This is a genomic window from Pseudomonas iridis, from assembly GCF_017980685.1.
In the GTDB taxonomy this organism is placed as follows: Bacteria; Pseudomonadota; Gammaproteobacteria; order Pseudomonadales; family Pseudomonadaceae; genus Aquipseudomonas; species Aquipseudomonas iridis.
In genome coordinates this window covers 60,227-75,572 of sequence record NZ_JACXXO010000024.1, presented here as the reverse complement: position 1 = coordinate 75,572, position 15,346 = coordinate 60,227, and the positions used below count along the sequence as shown (strand labels likewise).

At 54.4% G+C, this 15,346-nt stretch carries 14 protein-coding genes; 11 read left to right on the top strand and 3 right to left on the bottom strand.

The genetic code is table 11. The features are described 5' to 3' along the window. From IEQ42_RS25700 to IEQ42_RS25685, 4 genes are all read left to right on the top strand, one after another. Positions 1 to 506: DUF4376 domain-containing protein (locus IEQ42_RS25700; RefSeq protein WP_210705972.1), on the top strand; the 506-nt coding region annotated here is incomplete at its 5' end. Then, entirely contained in the window at positions 503 to 901 is a 399-nt protein-coding gene (locus tag IEQ42_RS25695; protein ID WP_210705971.1) for a DUF1353 domain-containing protein, read from the top strand. The genes IEQ42_RS25700 and IEQ42_RS25695, both read left to right, overlap by 4 nt. A gap of 470 nt (positions 902 to 1,371) precedes the next feature. Further along, the gene (locus IEQ42_RS25690) at positions 1,372 to 1,977 is read left to right on the top strand and encodes a glycoside hydrolase family 19 protein (protein ID WP_210705970.1); all 606 of its coding nucleotides are present in this window, start codon (positions 1,372 to 1,374) and stop codon (positions 1,975 to 1,977) included. Then, entirely contained in the window at positions 1,974 to 2,498 is a 525-nt protein-coding gene (locus IEQ42_RS25685; protein WP_210705969.1) for a lysis system i-spanin subunit Rz, read from the top strand. The genes IEQ42_RS25690 and IEQ42_RS25685 overlap by 4 nt, the downstream gene beginning before the upstream one ends. On the opposite strand, the gene IEQ42_RS25680 is transcribed toward IEQ42_RS25685, so the two are convergent. The 3 genes from IEQ42_RS25680 to IEQ42_RS25670 form a co-directional block, all read right to left on the bottom strand. Continuing rightward, positions 2,470 to 2,796, bottom strand: coding sequence for a hypothetical protein (locus tag IEQ42_RS25680; RefSeq protein WP_210705968.1), 327 nt, complete (start codon positions 2,794 to 2,796; stop codon positions 2,470 to 2,472). The two genes, IEQ42_RS25685 and IEQ42_RS25680, sit on opposite strands and share 29 nt — an antisense overlap. A gap of 78 nt (positions 2,797 to 2,874) precedes the next feature. Continuing rightward, the gene (locus IEQ42_RS25675) at positions 2,875 to 3,084 is read right to left on the bottom strand and encodes a hypothetical protein (protein WP_186565496.1); all 210 of its coding nucleotides are present in this window, start codon (positions 3,082 to 3,084) and stop codon (positions 2,875 to 2,877) included. A gap of 541 nt (positions 3,085 to 3,625) precedes the next feature. Next, positions 3,626 to 4,228 (bottom strand): hypothetical protein, encoded by a 603-nt coding sequence (locus IEQ42_RS25670; protein ID WP_210705967.1) that lies wholly within the window; start codon positions 4,226 to 4,228, stop codon positions 3,626 to 3,628. Positions 4,229 to 4,847: 619 nt separating this feature from the next. Between IEQ42_RS25670 and IEQ42_RS25665 the strand changes: the two genes are divergently transcribed. The 7 genes from IEQ42_RS25665 (at position 4,848) to zorD (ending at position 15,135) form a co-directional block, all read left to right on the top strand. Next, complete coding sequence (locus tag IEQ42_RS25665; RefSeq protein WP_060765721.1) at positions 4,848 to 5,033, top strand: helix-turn-helix transcriptional regulator; 186 nt, start codon at positions 4,848 to 4,850, stop codon at positions 5,031 to 5,033. A 427-nt stretch (positions 5,034 to 5,460) separates the two neighbouring features. Further along, on the top strand, positions 5,461 to 6,129 hold the full coding sequence (locus IEQ42_RS25660; protein WP_210705966.1) for an inovirus Gp2 family protein: 669 nt from the start codon (positions 5,461 to 5,463) through the stop codon (positions 6,127 to 6,129). Positions 6,130 to 6,316: 187 nt separating this feature from the next. After that, positions 6,317 to 6,637 carry a hypothetical protein gene (locus tag IEQ42_RS25655; RefSeq protein ID WP_210705965.1) on the top strand — a complete coding sequence of 107 codons (321 nt, stop codon included), beginning with the start codon at positions 6,317 to 6,319 and terminating at the stop codon, positions 6,635 to 6,637. A 675-nt stretch (positions 6,638 to 7,312) separates the two neighbouring features. After that, positions 7,313 to 9,505 (top strand): type I Zorya anti-phage system protein ZorA1, encoded by a 2,193-nt coding sequence (gene zorA1 / locus IEQ42_RS25650; RefSeq protein ID WP_210705964.1) that lies wholly within the window; start codon positions 7,313 to 7,315, stop codon positions 9,503 to 9,505. A 13-nt stretch (positions 9,506 to 9,518) separates the two neighbouring features. Next, positions 9,519 to 10,262, top strand: coding sequence for a type I Zorya anti-phage system protein ZorB1 (gene zorB1, locus IEQ42_RS25645; protein ID WP_056845750.1), 744 nt, complete (start codon positions 9,519 to 9,521; stop codon positions 10,260 to 10,262). Next, positions 10,259 to 11,887 carry a type I Zorya anti-phage system protein ZorC gene (gene zorC, locus IEQ42_RS25640; protein ID WP_210705963.1) on the top strand — a complete coding sequence of 543 codons (1,629 nt, stop codon included), beginning with the start codon at positions 10,259 to 10,261 and terminating at the stop codon, positions 11,885 to 11,887. Before zorB1 ends, zorC begins: the two co-directional genes overlap by 4 nt. Beyond that, on the top strand, positions 11,887 to 15,135 hold the full coding sequence (gene zorD / locus IEQ42_RS25635; RefSeq protein ID WP_210705962.1) for a type I Zorya anti-phage system protein ZorD: 3,249 nt from the start codon (positions 11,887 to 11,889) through the stop codon (positions 15,133 to 15,135). Before zorC ends, zorD begins: the two co-directional genes overlap by 1 nt. Positions 15,136 to 15,346: the final 211 nt, after the last annotated feature.

The window sequence follows — 15,346 nt, the reverse complement described above, 5'->3', positions numbered from 1 at the left end:
ATCGCTGGGACTTAAACGGTATTTTCTTCGGGGTAGTCGATGCTGATCCATACGGCGCACTTCCTGAGCGCTCCACACCGACGCCACCGCCTGAACTTGAAGGCGACGAAGTGGCGCGCTGGACCGGAAGCGGCTGGGAAAAGCTGGAGGCGGCGCCCGAACCCGAGCCGGTCCCGGCGCCGGACTGGCCCGTGCTGATTGCCGCGCGACGTTATCAGGTGGAAACCGGCGGGGTCACCGTGGAGGGGATCCCGGTCAACACCGAACGCGATAGCCAGGCGCTGATGACGGGTGCTGCCTTTGCCGCATCCCTTGATCCGAACTACCAGATCAAGTGGAAGGCGGCGACCGGCTTTGTCGAGCTGAACCGTGACCAGGTGATCGGCCTGGCTTCCGAGGTGCGGGCGTTCGTGCAGGCCTGTTTCAACCGTGAGGCGGAGCTGCTTGGGTTCGTGGCCGACGGCTCGATGACCGCTGAAATGCTCGAGGAGGGATGGCCCGCATGAGCCGCTTCGTCACCACGCTGAAAACCGACCAGACCGACCGACGCACGTACACGCTGCTTGCTGACCTGGTGCTGGCCGATGAGGACGAGCGCACGATCATCGTGCCATCCGGCTTCGTCACCGACTTCGCCAGTATCCAAGGGCTGCACAACGCCTTCCTGTTTGTGCTGTTCGCGCTGGTGTCGGGGTACGGCAACTACGCGGCGACGGTGCATGACTGGCTTTACGAGAATGGCCAGCTCAACCGCAAGGATGCAGACGCCGTCCTGTACCGTGCGCTGCGGGCGGAGGGTGTCGCTCGATGGCGGGCCTGGCTGTTCTGGGCAGGTGTCCGAATAGGCGGCGCCAAGCACTACACCAAGACCCCGACCCGTTCGGGGTTTTCTTCGTCTTAAGGCATGCTACGAAAGTAGTAATGCCATTCCGCCAGTAGGAAAATAGGATGCACTGGCAGAAACATGGTTAAGGACCGGCATGTTCAATTTTACTATCAACTTTCTCGCTCTGCTTTCTGCTCTTGTTTACGTTATTGCATGGCTGATGCTTCCGCCGCTTTAACGTGCAAACGTTCAATGAGCATGGCCGCAAAAAGACGAAGCCCCGGCGAGCTGTAATCACCAGGGCTTCTATTTTCTCTGATCGGGACATATCGAGAACGTTCCGCAATGCTAGCAGCGGGAATAGAAAAGCAAAACCCCGAAGATTCGCGGGCTTCGGGGTTTCTATTCCCTCCTATGGAAGTGTGGGCAAGGAGGGCGTGCCGGGATCATAACAGTGCCGGCGCTGTGAAGCACCCAACCCATCGACCACAAGTTTCAGCTATCCAGCCCGCCAGGTGCGGGTTTTTTTTCGCCTGGAGAAAGCCATGCCCATCACCGAGCAGCAGCTGCTGCAGATCCTCCCGAACGCCGGCCGCCAAGCCGGCGTTTTTGTTCCTGTCCTGAATACGGCCATGGGCAAGTACGCAATTGTGACTCGCCTGCGTGTTGCCGCATTCATCGCCCAGGTCGGCCATGAGTCTGGCCAGTTGATGCGCCTGGTGGAAAACCTGAACTACAGCGCTGAAGGCCTGATGAAGACTTGGCCAAGCCGGTTCGACCTGGTTCGAGCAACGGCAGCAGCCCGCAAGCCCGAGCAGATCGCCAACATCGTGTATGCCGGTCGCATGGGCAACACCGAGCCGGGTGATGGCTGGAAATATCGCGGTCGTGGTTTGTTCCAGGTGACCGGCAAGACGAACTATGCAGCGTGTGGCGATGCCCTGGGCCTGGACTTGCTCAATCGGCCGGAGTTGCTGGAGCAGACTCAATACGCCGCCCTGTCGGCCGCATGGTTCTGGTCGGTGAATGGCTTGAACACCCTGGCCGATGCCGGCGACCTGAAAGGCGTAACGCTGCGCATCAATGGCGGGCTCAACGGCCAGGCCGACCGCCAGGGGCTGTACGACAAGGCGCTGAAGGTGCTGGCATGACGCCTGGTCAAGTCCTGGCCGCTATCCTGCTGGCGCTCGCCATCGGATTTGGCGGTGCCTGGCAGGTGCAGGACTGGCGCATGGGCGAGCGACTGGCCGTGCAGGACGGCTTGCACCAGTCGGACCTGACAGCTATCGGCAATGCCGCGGCCGCCCAGGCCCGTATCGAGCAGGACAAGCGCCTGGGCCTAGAAGGCCGTCTTCAATCTATAGACGAAGCGCATTTCAAGGAATTTAGTGATGCACAGAAAAATATTTCAAGGCTGCGTGATCGCCTGGCTACTGCTGATCTGCGGCTGTCAGTCCTTATCGACGCCACGGATTCAGCCAGTGGCTGCAACGTGCCTTCCACCCCCGGCGCCGTCGGCGTGGTTCATGGAGCCGCGCGAGCCCAACTTGACCCAGCGCATGCTCAACGAATTATCGCCATCACCGACACCGGCGACCGTGGACTGATCGCGCTACAGGCTTGTCAGGCCTATGTGCGGGCACTCAGTTCTGCCGATACCGCGCATCCCTGAGAAGGCTCTGATTCTCGTGGAAGAGATGGTCCCTCTGGTGCGACACATCAGCGAATCTGCGTTTTTCGCTCAGTAACTCCCCCTCGGTGTACTGAAGCTTTGCCCTGAGAGAGTTACGATCCACCGTGAGAGCGTCATTGTCTCTGACCAAGCCCTGAATATTTTCCAGTGCACGCTCCAGCTTAAGGGTGAGCGCTTCGAATTCGTTCTCATACATCCGCAGCTGGTGCCGGCAGGTTTCGAGCGGAGTCGGATTGCCGAGCCAGTCGTCGGTGTCTTCTATATAGAGGGGGTCCACGGGCACGCCTTACTGAATACTGTTTGCATATACAGTAATCGAGGCTGTCCCAGCGGGCGAGGGTGAGGCGACGAGCTGTCAGTCGGGCGTCATCAAAACAGCCAACGTCATTTTGATGAATTCTTCATTCCGATCGAGCGCGGCCAGAGAGCTTCGGACATTTTCGGCTACATCGGCGGATCCGCGCTGCTCGACCCAGAGGGTGAGTTCCATGATGGCGGCTTCAAGGGCAAGTTGGTTTTCGTTGATCTTGGCGAGCAGGGAAGGGAGTAGATCTGAGTTCGGCATTGGGTGTCCTCCATGGAAGAACCCAGAATAGCAGAGGGAGATTTGATCGGCAGAACGCCGGAGAGGGTGCCAAAAGGCGGGGGGACTTTTTCGGGGATTCGTAAATATCGGTGATGATCAGTGAGGCACCGTTTGCAGCGAGCGCCGATAGAAGACTCAACAAATACTGGGGTTTCATCCCATTTTCAAGCATGGGGTGCTAGGGGTCGAGTGTTCGAATCACTCCGTCCCGACCATATTTTTCAATGACTTAGCCAGGTTTGGTAACAGCCTGGCTTTTTCATGTCCGCGATTTGGCTGTTCCGGTAGTGAATTGGTAGTGAATTGAGATTGTCTTGTGTGGTGGTTCGCATCTGGCGATCGGATAGCCATACGCCTCTAGGCCGTTTATCACGACTGTCAGCTAAGTCTCCCGGAGCTGCTAAGCAGCTGCGCCTGCCAAGCATGAGTTGGTGTCTATGGCTCACCAGACTATGAACTATCGAGCGATAGGCTTCATACCTGGCGCACCTGACGTAGTCGGAGGGTGATATCGAAAAAGCTATTTGGGGTTCTCGGCAGTGCTGAGTCTGTGGCGTAGCGTTGCCCTAGGCTCAGTTTCCCTTGACCTTGCGAGCTTCCTCTTCGTTTCAGCTTTTTCGGCCTTGAGTACTGCTTGCGTGATCAGATCCTCCAGCATTCCAGATATCGTTTTCTTTTGTCTTCCGGCTAGGCGGTCAAGCTGAACCTTCACTGCCGTATCAAGAGTGAAGCTGTAGGACTTCTTATCTACTTGTCGATCTCTGTATCGCTTCTGGCGCCAGGCGGCTGTCATATTCCTGATTAGCAGCTCATTGGCTGGTGTGTCTCGTAGAGATTGACTCCATTCGGTGAGGCTATCTTCAGGAGAGGACAGCAAGCCCTTAGAAAGTATCTCCCCCTTTGTAGTCAAGTAGTCAATTGCCCACAGGTGCTGGGCTCGATTTCGAGGGTTAAGCCACTTAAGAACCATAGCCTCTAGCTTTGTAACCTCCGGTTCTGATGGGTCTACGGTGGGCAGATCTGATGGGTCTATTGTAGATAGGTCTGATAGGTCTGACAGGTCTATGGTGGATGGGTCTGATAGGTCTACGGCGGTTATGAATGTAGTATTTTTATCGCTCAATGTAATGTTATCCTGTACCAGATATTGATTCGTTACTATGTGATGGTTTGCCGTATCGTCACATGGTGACGAAACGTGTGACGAAACGTGTGGCGTAACCATGTAACGCTACGGAGAGGTGTTCAGTGTGACGTTACCTGTTTAATTTAGCGTATATGTCCAATTATGAAAGGCTTTATCCTGAAATATCCTTGGTTCTGTTAATAAAAAATAACCAATTTAATATGCGATTCTGCTCTGAATGGCATCTCGAAATCCGGGTGAAGGGTGTCACATATCCACTTGTGAAGAACGGTAATCAGGAGTGTCTTTGATCTGCGCTTCCATCTACAGCATGGAGCTAAACGGTCGGCGGCTGCAGTCAAAGCGACTTGCCGCAGCAAACTCAACATTATCGCGGGCCGTGCATACGCGCTCGAGCTGGCTGCTAATCGGTTCCCATCAAATTGGTAGACCTATGGCTACGCTGATTCATCCTCATTCAGAGAGTTCGGAGGTTTGGGCAGGAACTAGGGGAACAGGCTCTGGCGATGATCGGTTCGCAATGTGGTGGATCGGCTTCGAAGTATTTTTTTACAGGCTTTGCGAATCCTCTGAACGATATGAGAGGAGCCCGTTCATGAGGATCATCCGCCTGAAAGAAGTTATCGACTGCACCGGACTGGGCCGGTCTACTATCTACAAGTACATCAGCGAGGGGAGTTTTCCGAAATCAGTATCATTGGGCGACAGGGCTGTTGGCTGGGTTGAAAGCGAGGTGCATGATTGGATCCTGGCAAGGATCGAAGAGCGCGACCTGACCTAGGGTGCTGCCATGACCGGTTTGCAGCCGGTCATGGCAGTTATGCAGGCTGGACCTTGCCAGCGCTTACCGGGATTGACTGGAAACTCTCTATATATCCCAGGCAGTGTTACTTCCATTGCCTCGGCCTACTGGGCTTCAAACCGGATCAGGGCATGGTTTTTTACCGGAGTGATAGCGGAATAAATATGTAAGCGTGGCGGGAGCAGTCGGGTCTCAGTTCCCTCAGTTTTCTGGAGAGGGCTTTCTCGGTGTGGGTATTATGCTTTTAGTAGTCTCACTACCCGCAGGGTTGGTACTGGTCGGCATGGCGGCTACTGGCTCCTAAAGCCAGTAGCCGGATATCACGTAGGTCATGTCCTACAAGGTTGTGAATAAAAAAATACACACTGGGCATTGGTTATGAACCTAATCCCAGTGAGTAGTAACCATGCTTCGTCATCCCGATAACACCAACCTCCGCCTGCACCACGACGACACCTTTGAAGGCCTGCCAGTGATGGTCGAGAAAGGCCCCTTCGTCTGGCAATACCTGTCCCGCTTGAAGCGCACCATAGATCTTGCACTTAAGCAGTACTCCAGGGTATTGGCCTACAGAGTGGATCTCCGTCTGCCAGTCGGAATCGATCTACCTGATCATGCTTACACCAACGAGGTCATCAGTAGGTTCATTGAATCCTTCAAAGCGAAGATCGAGCACAACCGTGACAAGGCCCGTGCACGAAATCTATACGCCCATGACTGCAAGGTCCGATACGTCTGGGCCAGAGAAGTGGGCTGGGGAGGGCGACCACACTACCACCTGCTGATATTGCTCAATCGAGATGCCTACTACACGGTTGGACGGCTGCGATCTGAGGCTGACAACATGATCAGCCGCATGCAAGAGGCATGGGCCAGTGCTTTGGGCCTGCCTGACGATCAAGTTGATGGGCTGGTACATATCCCCCGTAATGCGGAATACCGAGTTGATCGGTATGTGCGTGCTGACGATGAGGACGTGCTGATGGATCTGTTCTACCGCGCCAGCTACCTGTGCAAGGCTGCTACGAAGTCCTATGGGAGCAATCATCATGGCTTTAGATGTAGTAGGGACTGACTGGGCTGTTCTTTCTTCGTGTGAGCAGCAAACCGGCAGGGGCACGAACCTTTCGCACTGGTCGCGTTCGACGGGCAACTGATTGAGTGCCATCGATCAGTCGATGGCTATTCCCCTTCTGAGCGAATGTCCTGTTTCTTAGCTGGCTGATTGCCACTACAGTAGTGCCCTTTTACTAGGAGGGCTCATGGCATCAGTGATTGAAGTGACTCAGGATGTGGTTTACGAACTGTCAGGCGAGAAGGTAACCATCCCGGCAGATTCGATTGTTCAGTCCTCATCTGAGTTGGTGGAGGCTCCCAGATTCAAGGGAGATGGTGAAACCTATGCGACGTTGTTCACTGGGACTACCCAGGCAGGCCCTGTCGTATGGCGTGTCACGGCAGATTACGGTTTTACAACTCCAAGCATCGACTCGGTCGAGTTGGTGGAGTGCCCAGAAAGTATCGAGATTATCCAGAGCTTAGCTGTTGAGATCGTAGATATCGATGCAGACGTTGATGTATAGGACTGCTCCAATCTCCACATCCAGCTGAACTACAATGCTTCAACGCGCTGGTAGGCTCGAGCTCAGGAGGGGCAACAACCATATAGGGACTTGTCTGTAGAAGCGGTCATTCAGCGACTTGGTCGACATCTCAGTAATCCGTTCTATCACCTGCAACGTGACGACCTGGCTGGACAGGCCGAGTTCTTCTGTAGAGCTAGCTGCCTCTACAAGTCGGCTACCAAGGGCTTTGGTGATGGCCATCATGGCTTTGGGTCTAGTCGGATCATGGTTCGCGAATTGGCTGAGCAGAATCAAAGTTTTCGACTCTGATCCAATTGCAAAGGGCTGGAGGGAATTTGGTCACTCTGTGCCGTGGTCGAAGAGCACACACCCGACAAGCCCGTCGGATTTTCCAGGTCAGGGATCCATTGATCGCGTCCGGCTTTACGACGGTCAAGGCTCAGGCTAAGGTGCTGGCATAAGGACATGATTTTCTAACATTTGTCCACGGAAGGTTCCTGATTAGCCGTAGTGAAACTACCGCCCTTCCATTCCGAATTTGTTGTGCCCTGAAAAACGCGTGCCGAGCAAGGTGCTTTCATCGATCGCCAGCGGGATTGGCGATTGACGCATCAATGTGGGTGTTGCAGGCGTCTTGAACATCAAAAAAATGCTTAATTGAAGGCGGAAAGTATGGATTTTTCGACGCTGTTGCATCTTTGGGGTGCAGCAAGCTCCGAGCAGCTGATCGCACCAAAAATGGTAGTTGGCTTCGTTTTCATTTTATGCGCTTGGTACTTTTTCCGTTATTTTTGTAGATCCTTCAAACTTAGCAGTCAGCTGAAAAGTCTGACTAAACGCGTGCAGGGTGTGAAAGCGCTCGCCCCGTCTCAACGGCGCTCTGAATTGGAGCGACTGTTCAATGGAAGCAAGCTGGAGCACTCCTGGCACGAGTACGCTGAAACGCTGCATGACCAGTTTGAGTTTCAGGAAGGTGAGCAGGTCCTTGTACGGTCGCGCGCCACCGCCGGAGCGGCACATTTTTTTTCACCTCAAAGCGTGGTCGATACCCCGCTGGGAACCGAGTTCTATAAACACCTGCCTGGTATTTTGACCGGCATCGGTATTGTCGGAACCTTCTTCGGCTTGATGCTAGGCCTACAGCATTTTGATCCAAGCACCCCCGAGCAGGTAAATGCCAGCGTCGATAAGCTGCTCAAGGACGTGTTGTTTGCGTTCATCGGCTCCTTTATTTCAATCATGGCCTCTATAGCCGTCACGATTACTGAAAAGTGGCGTCTGGGCCAATGCTACAGGCTCCTTGAAGCGTTCAACGAAACCATCGACGGGCTTTTCGACAGCGGTGTCGGTGAGGAATATCTAGCGGAGCTTGTGCGCTCGAGTGCGGAAAGCTCCGTGCAAACCCGTCAGCTCAAGGACAGCCTGGTAACCGATCTGCGGGAAATGCTGCAGAACCTCGTTGATACCCAAGTCCGCGAAAGCCTCAAATTAGCGGATACCTTGTCAACGACTTACCGTGACTCTGGGCAGTTGTTGGCCGATCAGGTAAGCAGTGCGATTGAGAACAGTCTCAAATCCCCCCTTGAAGCTATCGCGGGTGCGGTTCAGGCTGCCAGTGGCGATCAGTCAGGGCAAGTACAGAACCTTCTTCAGGATGTTCTAGTTGCCTTCATGAACAAGCTGGAAGGTACGTTCGGCCAACAGTTCAACGGTCTACACGAACTGATGGGCCAGTCCGTTGCCGCCATGCAGTCGATGCAGCAGGGCTTTTCGACGCTGATCCAAGATATGCGTTCGGCTAGTGAGTCATCGACTCAAAACAGCTCGACCATGATTGCCCAGTTACTCTCCGATATGCAGGCCGGACAGAACGCCATGCAAGCGGGGATGAACGAGATGCTCGCCAATCTCCAGGCTTCGGTTGCCCGTATCGGCAACGAAGGGGAGGGGGCAGGTGCTCGAATGGCCGAGCAGTTGGAGAAGTTATTTGCTCAAAGCGAGACTCGCCAACAGGCAATGGCTGAGAATCTCCAGGCTTTTGTTGAGTCGATCAAGCAGAACATCGGCCAAGGTCAACAGGACACCATGGCGAAAATTGCGGGCTCCGTTGAGGTGCTGGGTGAGCAACTCTCGGCAGTCTTCAAGCAATTGGAGCACGGCCAGCAGCAGATGGATCAAACCACCCGCGCTGCACAGGCTGACCTGCATCAAGGCACCCGCGACCTGGTGGGCGGCCTTGACGAGCAGGTCAAGGCGTTGCTGCAAACAGTGTCAGAGCAACAGAAGTCTGCACAGGACACCGTTAAGGCGTTGAGTGCCCAGACAGAGCAGCATTTGCAAAGCATGCAGCTAGGCGCAGACAAGATGCGGGCGGCGGCTGAGCGGTTCGAAACGGCCGGACAAAGCGTTGCGCGAGCCAGTGAGTCGACTGCGGGGCTGATGGGCACAGTCCAGGGCGCAGGTACTGAGCTTGCACAGGCATCACGTGAGCTGAACACCGTGGTCGCGGACTATCGAAACAATCGTGAAGCGCTGGCGAAAACTCTCGCGGTCATCGAAGGAGTTGTCGCAAGTGCACAAGGGGAGGCCAGCGGTCGCAGCCACTATCTCCAGGACCTGAAGGTTCAAAGCGAGCGGATGCAGGCGCTTAACCGAGAAGTGTATGAATACCTGGAAAACATCAGTGGTGTGCTTGGTAACGGCTTCAAAGAGTTCGGTGATGGTATGGATCGGGTTTTGAGACAAACCCTGGGTAGCCTGGATGCCGAGCTCGATAAGGCAGTCAAGAGCCTCGCTGGCGGTGTAGAAGGGGTCAAGGAAAGTCTCGAAGACTTCGGCGACATCATGGAACGAATCAGGCAGTAACGGAGGCTAGTCGATGTTTGGTAAGCAAATGCCTTCGGTTGCCCGTTCAAAAGACGAGGGAGAGAAGCCTTTTTGGATATCCTTCGCTGATTTAATGACCGCGATGATGATTCTCTTTCTCGTGGTCATGGTGGCGGCTTTGAGCTCTGTGACGCAGCGTATTAACCAAGCGGAGCAAGGAGAGAAGCAGCGTAATAGGGACATTAGTCAGATCTGCGAGCACCTGAGTCTTAAGGCGAAGACTGCCAGTAAAACCATCGTTGTAGACTGCAAGGACAACCGGATTAGCTTCGGCGATGCTGGTCGCTTTGGGCATAACCAGTACGCGCTGAGCAACGATGGCCAGTCGGCACTTCAAGAGGTTGTGCCGATGATTCTGGACGCGGCTAACAGTGAAGAAGGCCGTAAATGGTTCAAACAGGTTGTGATCGAGGGATCGACAGACACCGACGGCTCTTATCTTTATAACCTGCACCTTTCACTGCAACGTTCAGAGTGGGTGATGTGTAGTCTGCTCGATAGTCGCAGTCCGCTCCAAGTCGGATTGTCGCCGGAGCACCAACAGCAAATCAGATCGATGTTCCTGGCGGGCGGTGTGTCGTTCAACAATGCAAAGGACACTAAGGAAGAAAGCCGGCGAGTGGAGTTGCGCATGCAGTTCTTTGGCTTGAAGGAAAAGGAAGACAACCTCAAGCCAGAGGTCCCGGTTTTCAACAACACTGATATGGAAAAGTGTCAGTTGGCGATGAACCGATGACCAGCCCAATCGCGAGGCTTTCCGCCGCTATCAACCTGAGTCTTTCCGCGCATCGAGCGGGGCCGGCGCCTGAACCGTTGGCGCGATTCCCCCGTCTGGGTGCGGCGGGAATTGATCTTTACGAAAGATTCGAGCGCGCTGAAAAGGCTTTGCCGCCACCTCAGGAAAAGCGCCGCGCTGCGATAAGCAAATTCCGCAATGTACTCCCACTCAACGCCTCAGAATGGCGCTTGGTTTTCGCCGGCCTCTCGGACAAGAGTGAGCGAGTCGGGCCAATACTGGACGATGACCAGCTTTTTGACCGAGTGCACAAAGAAATCTATCACCGTATCGAAAAACGAAAGCTTAGCCGCCGCGATTGGTTGGCGCTGTGCTTTAGCTACTTTGGGTACGAGGCCGCCACGCCTGATCAGAACGCCAATTGGTGTGTGTTGCGGGCAGACGTTCAGCTTGGTTTCGATTGCGTTAGAGGTCAGCAAAAACGCGAGAAGGAATGGGTGCATATCGTCCAGCAACATCAGGAGCTTTTTTCCGAGCAGGCAGGTGCCAGGCTGGGCGACCAGATGTTCAATGGTGAAATCAGCGACCTTTCAGCGTTGCAGACGATTGCGCAGATCCCTGACAGCAGTTGGCTGTGGCGAAGGATCTTTAACGTACTGATCTCTCGTATTTTCATGTTGGATGACGCCGAGTTTTCTCAGCGCTTAGCCGACCTTGTCGACATCGGCCGGCAGCATCCGCGCTACATGAACGACATTCTGAGTGCGTGTCTGTCGCGCTATCACGTAGCTGCTTATCGAGAAAAGCCGTCGTCGTTGCTCAAACAGGTTGCACTCGACAATTGGGGCAGCCCTCAGATCCGTTCCAGGCAAAACAGCTGGCTGCAGTATGTTGAAAAAGATGTCTGTGCAATGGTCGTTGCATGGTTTGCGAAGGAGGACCTTGAGCACTTCTTTAACCTATTGAAGGGAGACTCCGAGGTTGATCAATCGCGTCTGCACTATTGGCTGCGATTTGCCAACCAAATGAGTTACACCCGAATTGTTATGGGGTCGGATGCGTGGAATGACCGCGGGCGGGACTTCGTTCATTTCCGTGAGAAAAACAAAGGGCGCTTGAGCAAGCTAGTAGGCGGCCCTGGGCACAACAATGCTGTAGTCATGCAAATTGGGAACTACTTTTTCGTGGAGTTCTCCGGCACAGGCAATGCCTGCTATGTGTACAAAGCAGATGATTCGCCATTCAACCCAGACAAATCCCAGCTTGAGCTTACTGCAGAGTTGAAGCAGGCAAATCGTGCGCTGGATCGAATGCGGCATTCACCGGCACCTAGCCGCCCGAACCGTATAGAGGGTTGGCTGAGCAAATTCGATGACTCTCTAGGGAAATTGGGCATTCACGTGCAGAGTCAAACCGGCACGCCCGGGTCATCCAAGCCCATGGCTTTTGAAGACCAAGTCCGTGACGCGCTAAAGTCGGTCAAACACAAACTCTATGACCAACGCGCGCGCGGCGGCGCGTTTCAGGTCCAGCTTGATGACAATGATCAGTCTGCCGTTGCAGCGCTCCAACGCCTGGGCTTCAAGCCCGTCAATCACCAGCCACTCAGGTTCTGGAGGCAGTAATGCTCAAGCGTTTCCTCAAAGGCATTGGCCTGCAGCCGGATACGGCGGTAGTAAATACTGAGCCTGCTTTTTCCATTGAGGAGCAGGGCATTTGTTATCCCCTGAGCTTGGCGGAGAATGCACAGTCCTGGCCGCTGGCAAGCTATCTGGATCAGTTGGAAGAAGAGGAGTTCGTCTCCCAACTCAGCGATCGCTGGCTGCTGACGTGGGATGAACTCTATCGGCTTCTAGATGAGCCAGAGCACTTAACAAGTCTGCCGCTATTGGGGTTGCCGCCTAAGACAGCTCTCATTCCTCAACTGAGCAGCCAGGGCAGTATTGCCTCCGACGACTTCAAGGTCGCTGTCAGTGGATGGCGTGATCCGCAATCCAACTCAAATGTGCAGGTGCAGCGTATGGGCGCCATCGTCCAGCACCACGGAAAAATGGAGATTTTGCCTGAGTCGTGCTGGAAGCTGACCGGTGCGGTACGGCAACTTTACCTGGCTCAACAAAATGAGCCGGGTGAAGTAACCAACCAGATCGGCTGGGCCAGCATCAGGAAGTTGGCACGCAAGGCTGGTGCCGGTATGGATGGCTTCCTGGATAAGACCGTCGTTATCAAACCTGAAAGCCTGCGGCTCAACCCGCGAAAATCGACAGTAGGTAATACGCCGGTTATCGAGCTGCAACCAACCTTCGAAGGCCAGCCGGCAAACTGGCTTGAGAGTTTCGACGGTGCCAATCAGGTTCAGGATCGATACCGAGTGACCGGTGATGATGGATCGTTGACTCACATCCTGATTGAGCCCGAAGTCAAATCTGTATTGGACTATGTGCGCTCGTTGCCCGGGCGTCGGGTTGCTGGGGACGATGCACTTTCCTTCGTCCGCAACCCTTACAGCGCACTCGGCGAAAGTGCCGCGCAAGTGCTGGATGCGGAGATCTATGAAGACGAACTGGCCGAGGCCGGGATTTTCTTTCACCGCTTTCATCTGGAACCCAAACTGAATGAAGCGGGACAGCACATTGAGCAAGTAAACCTGACTCTCGAACCAATCTCATCAACCCCGCAGCCGCCCATCGAAGTTGAATTCAAAGCAGCTTATGAACTCGCGCCGTTCGTGCATGAGTTGCAGCTGAAATTGGCCGCTGGCATGCCCGCTGGTTTCTGGCAGGGCTATGAGCTGGAACTCAGCGATTTTGATTTGCGCCAGTTGGCAGGTATCAGCGACCTGCTTAAGCGTTGGCAAAACGAAGCGGCCGGTATTGAGTTCGACTCAGTCCTGGACCTGTCTCTATACGGCGATCGTGTGACTGGCATCGGGGAAGCGGAAAAAATTACTTCGCCTTTCCTCGTCAAAGAGGCGACCGAGAACTGGTTGCCGAAGGATGTTGCGGCGCTGGGCATTGACGCAGAAATTCTTGGGCGTTGGGATCCATCCGACCGTGCTCAATTTGAAGCGTTTGAGCAGCGGCTGGATGAAGCTCGCGCTGCCGGTGATGAAACGGTCTGTTTGCCAGAGTCCGAAACACCGCTCTCGATTGCCGCCGCCGAGCAACTGTTTGATGCCTGGTCCAAGAAGATCGCCCCTGTCGAGACCGGCCTGGTCCAGCAACAGGAAAAGGTTGGTCGCGCCGTACTGCAAATCGGCCACAACATTGACGAACCGACCTACGTTCAGATTCGTCAGGCAGCCTTACGCGCCGCTTTGGACGCAACGCCAGAGTTGCCCAGCTTGCTCAAGCCTGAAGTCGTCTTGCGTGAGCACCAACTTCAAGGCGTCGCGTGGTTGCAGCACTTGTACCGCTTGTCCCCTTCAGACGTGTCAGGTTGTTTGCTCGCGGATGACATGGGGCTTGGGAAAACGATCCAGTTGCTCACCTTTTTTGTCTGGTACCTGGAAAAGTATCCACAAGACAAACCGACACTAATCGTCGCCCCAGTTTCATTGCTTGATAACTGGGAGCGAGAGCTTCATCGGTTCTTCTTCGCTGATGCGCTGCCAGTGCTGAAGTTGTATGGCTCAGCCTTGAGCGCAGTTAAGTTCAAGAAGGAAGAAATTCCTGCCGACTTGAAAGCAAAAGGCATCAAGAATCTTCTGCGCCCGGGTTGGATGGGCGGCGCCCGAATCGTCCTGACGACTTACGAGACACTTCGCGATCAGGAGTTTTCCCTGGCGCGCCAGCAGTGGTCGATCGTCGTATGCGATGAAGCACAGAAGCTGAAGAACCCCGCGGCACTGGTTACTCAGGCGATTAAAGCAATTCCTGCGAGATTTCGAGTGGCGTGTACCGGTACGCCCGTCGAGAACACCCTGATTGATCTCTGGTGCCTCTTCGACTTCATTCAGCCAGGTTTTCTGGGCGGTTTGAACCAGTTCGGTCGCGAGTATCAACGCCCAATCGAAGCGGCGTTGGAGCGTGATACGGTTGCTCTGGAGCGCCTTCGAGGGCTTATCGATCCACAGACTCTGCGCCGTACCAAGCAAGACATTGCCAAGGATCTGCCTGCCAAAATCGAAGACACGGCATGTCGTTCACTGAGCATGCATACCTTGCAGCGAAATCTGTACCTGTCCGAAATATCCGCGTACAGCCAGAAGCAGCAGATCGAAGAACAGCTCGATCAAAAGACCTCCGGCATGCTTGGGTTGCTGCACAAGCTCAAGCTCATTTGCGCCCACCCGTATAGCGTCCAGCCCGACAAGCGACTGCGCGACAATTCGCCAAAACTGCAGTGGTTGATGCAGACGCTTGAGTCGATCAAAAAAGCTGGGAACGGCGACAAGGTCATCGTCTTTACCGAGTTGCGTGATATCCAGCGGGAATTGCAGCACTCGATCCAAGAGCATTTCGGGTTTCGGGCGACCGTCATCAACGGCGATACCAGTACCAGCAGTCAAAGCGCCAATAGCAGACAAAAGCTGATTGACCAATTCCAGGAGCAGCCCGGTTTCGCAGTAATCATTCTGTCGACGATCGCAGTCGGGTTTGGAGTAAACGTGCAGGCGGCTAACCACGTTATTCACTTTACTCGTTGCTGGAACCCGGCCAAGGAAGATCAAGCTACGGATCGGGCTTATCGGATTGGGCAGGAGAAGGATGTGTATGTGTACTACCCAACGGTTCGCGATGCGGCGATGCCGACGTTTGAGGCGACGTTGGATGAGTTGCTGAGTAAGCGACGAGCGTTGGCGCGGGATATGTTGAGTGGGGCTTCGGAGATTCAGGCTTCGGATTTTGAGGCGGTGCTAAAAGCACGGTGAGGGCCGATTGGTAGAAATTAATGCTCGGCAATATGTCAATTATGGGTACAGGTGTGTTCATCCCCGAGTTTGCAAATACGCTAGAACCAGCGAGCTGGCGCTTGCCTGGCGCAGTAGCGTCAGTAGCATCTGAGAGGATTATTTACCTGTGCACACGTCCAGTGTTGGCACCGAAAGCTCAGCGGCTTACTGTGCGCGGAATCCAAGGCGA